This window comes from Paraburkholderia sp. BR14374 (genome assembly GCF_040948685.1).
Lineage (GTDB): Bacteria > Pseudomonadota > Gammaproteobacteria > Burkholderiales > Burkholderiaceae > Paraburkholderia > Paraburkholderia youngii.
Map to the genome: position 1 here is coordinate 1 of NZ_JBFPKF010000090.1, position 2103 is coordinate 2103.

The window sequence follows — 2103 nt, forward strand, 5'->3', positions numbered from 1 at the left end:
GTGAAGTCGATGAGGTGCAACGCGGCAAGAACCGCAACAAGTCGAGGATCCGCGCACGCGTGGAGCATGTCTTCGCGGTGGTCAAACGACTGTGGGGCTTCACGAAGGTGCGCTACCGCGGGTTAGCCCCCGACTGGAAATTCGATACCGGTGAGGCCTTCTTCATCCCGGTATAACCTGAGCCCCGGTTCGATGATAGAAAGGTTTTTGGCCAAGAAATCGCGAAGGTCACTTTCGTACGCGAACTGGCTCGGCTGCGTCATGCCAACAACATCGATGGCCTCGACTAGTCCGGGCGACGCTTCGACGTCCGACGCGGCGTGGATCGGAGCGGGATCTGAGGAAGACTCGTAAAGTCGGAACCGTGATCCGTCGATCTGAAATAGCAAATCCTCTTCAGGTCTTACACTATGATGGAGCCGGGCTGGGCGCGTTCGTTGAGAATCGCACCAACATCTAACACCCACGAAGCCCAAGTGTGAGGATGGTAGTTAAAAGACGCCACTGCTACACCGATTGTGGCTGCCGGTCCTGCCGCATATGCGATCGCAGCTTGCCAAGGCTTGTTCGGCGGCTCGACCTCGAGACGACCTGAGTATGCGTACAGTCCTACGCTTATCGGGAAGCGGCTGCCGCGGAAAATATGGATGGATGGCCCAACGCCGATCCTCAAGCCGTTCGCGCGCTTTCCGAAAGCGAGAGATGGAACCAGGTGTCCCAGCTCGTGAATCAGGATCTGGACATGTGCTCCTACGCACAGGTAAGCGAACCGCTCCTAGAGAGTGAATGCTCGCTCAGCAGCGTGGCTAATTCTTTGTACTAAATCGACCCAGTTGATATTCATAGCAGCCCCGGTGTTCGCTTTTCTGAATATTCCTGCGGCTTATCAGCTCAAAATCGCCGCGAAGCCTTGACAAAAAGCTGCCGCGCTCGCTGCAAGAGCCGCCCATCGGTTCCGACGTGCTTGCTCGATGCCGGTGGCGAAGGGGTCAACTCTTTTGCCGTTACGGTTATCGAAAGTGATACTGCCCGGAATCCACCCGTCAACCGGGGACGGATCGACGTACTCCACTTCGACTCGCGTGGACCAAAACCACAGGCCGGCCGCTGTCAACGCAGCCATAGCCGCGAGCACGTTGAGAATGAAAACGACTTTCTTTGATGCGATTGCATCCACTTCGCGTTTCCCCGTTTTCCAGTGCCGCGCGCAGCGGCGAATTTTCCTACGCTATAGCTAAGATGGCCGCAGGCAACTGCAACACGAAACCAACAAAGAGCAGCGCCAAGCCCACGGTCGAACACACTCTGTATAGTACGCGTCGCCGTCGGACCGATGCGTTGTGCTCGGCTACCGTCTTACCGTTTGGCAGCGGTGTTGCATCTTGCAGCGCGAGACCAACACCTTCGTCGTGTGTCGGCTGTGGGAACCCGAAAAAGAACAGCACGACCACGCCGACCATTTTTGCGCCGAGTCCGAAGACGTTCAAAATTCCGGCGAGATGCGTCATCGTGTTTTCCTTGTCACAGTGCGCTTAGTGGGCCAGCGGGTCAGCTGAAAGCTCACCAACGGCAGCCAGCCCTAGCGTCGCGAGAACGGTTTGTGTCATTTCGAGCTCGTACAGCGCCTGCTTGCTGTCCAGGTGGGGCTGGTTCGCCCGGACAGCCTTCGCGCACGCCACTTTATTCTGCTCGAAAGGCCACAATGCTCGATATCGCGTCGTGGAGTTCCTGACTGTTCTGATTCATTGTTTAAGGCTACGCTGAACAAGCCGCTGAATTTGCGACGTGTCTGCGATATAGAGGTGTTCAGGTCGTGAAGCCGACCGTCCCCTTTGGCTTTTTGGCCCTTGCGGGCATTGCACGCGGGCGTTTTGCCCGCCTTTGCCCATTACGGGCGCACCTGTGTCATCAATCGCGTGCGTGACAGGTAGATGTTGGCGAGCGCCAAAGCTACAAAGGCCCGGTTCGCATTCTTCGCTAACCCGCGGTAGCGCACCTTCGTGAAGCCCCACAGTCGTTTGACCACCGCGAAGACATGCTCCACGCGTGCGCGGATCCTCGACTTGTTGCGGTTCTTGCCGCGTTGCACCTCATCGACTTCAC

The 2103-nt window shown here is 57.2% G+C and carries 4 protein-coding genes and 1 pseudogene; 1 reads left to right on the forward strand and 4 read right to left on the reverse strand.

Going from position 1 to position 2103, the window contains the following annotated elements:
• Positions 1-128 (forward strand): annotated as a pseudogene (locus tag AB3X86_RS38050) (transposase); the annotation flags it as partial.
• Between the two features lie 275 nt (positions 129-403).
• Here the strand turns inward: AB3X86_RS38050 and AB3X86_RS38055 are convergent.
• The 4 genes from AB3X86_RS38055 to AB3X86_RS38070 form a co-directional block, all read right to left on the reverse strand.
• Entirely contained in the window at positions 404-760 is a 357-nt protein-coding gene (locus tag AB3X86_RS38055; RefSeq protein ID WP_368599881.1) for a site-2 protease family protein, read from the reverse strand.
• A gap of 126 nt (positions 761-886) precedes the next feature.
• A complete protein-coding gene (locus AB3X86_RS38060; RefSeq protein WP_368599878.1) occupies positions 887-1177 on the reverse strand; it encodes a hypothetical protein in 291 nt (96 codons plus the stop codon).
• A gap of 46 nt (positions 1178-1223) precedes the next feature.
• Positions 1224-1508: a hypothetical protein gene (locus tag AB3X86_RS38065; protein WP_368599879.1), complete on the reverse strand. Its 285-nt coding sequence runs from the start codon at positions 1506-1508 to the stop codon at positions 1224-1226.
• 380 nt (positions 1509-1888) lie between these two features.
• A partial coding sequence (locus AB3X86_RS38070; protein ID WP_368599880.1) for a transposase occupies positions 1889-2103 on the reverse strand: 215 nt, incomplete at its 5' end.

Bases quoted from the DNA above. Each gene is read 5' to 3' on its own strand.
- AB3X86_RS38065 (WP_368599879.1), bottom strand. From the start codon at position 1,508: ATGACGCATCTCGCCGGAATTTTGAACGTCTTCGGACTCGGCGCAAAA.